The following is a 502-nucleotide window of genomic DNA, read 5'->3' as shown; positions in this document are numbered from 1 at the left end:
GAGGATCTCGAAGGAGCGGATGCTCTCCGCCCGGGAGACGGCCTTGTTGGCCTGGTCGACGATCTCCTGCACGTGCTCCACGATCCTCGGGTGCCGGGCGGCCTCGGCCACGGGCATCGCGGGGTCCAGGCCCATCAGCTCCAGGCGCGCGGGCAGCACGTCCTGGTCCAGGGTCACGAGGGCCGCCACGAACGGGCGGTCGTCGCCGACCACCATCACCTGGGAGACCACGGCCGACGCGCGGATGGGGTCCTCCAGCACGTTCGGCACCACGTTCTTGCCGCCGGCGGTGACGATGATCTCCTTCTTCCGGCCGGTCAGCGTGAGCGCGCCGTCCTCGTCGAGCGAGCCCAGGTCGCCGGTGCGGAACCAGCCGTCCTCGAACGCGGCCGCGGTCAGGTCCTCGCGCCCGTGGTAGCCGCGCATCACGTGCGTGCCGCGGACCTGGACCTCCCCGTCCTCGGCGATCCGGATCTCGTTGCCGGGCAGCGGCAGGCCCACG

1 pseudogene is annotated in these 502 nt (G+C 72.3%); it reads right to left on the bottom strand.

Features of this window, described 5'->3' with window-relative positions:
- Positions 1-502 (bottom strand): annotated as a pseudogene (locus tag RCG67_RS17555) (long-chain fatty acid--CoA ligase); the annotation flags it as partial.

The organism is Kocuria cellulosilytica, assembly GCF_040981245.1.
In the GTDB taxonomy this organism is placed as follows: Bacteria; Actinomycetota; Actinomycetes; order Actinomycetales; family Micrococcaceae; genus Kocuria; species Kocuria cellulosilytica.
The sequence above is the reverse complement of the archived record's forward strand: the minus strand, read 5'-3'. Positions and strand labels throughout refer to the sequence as shown.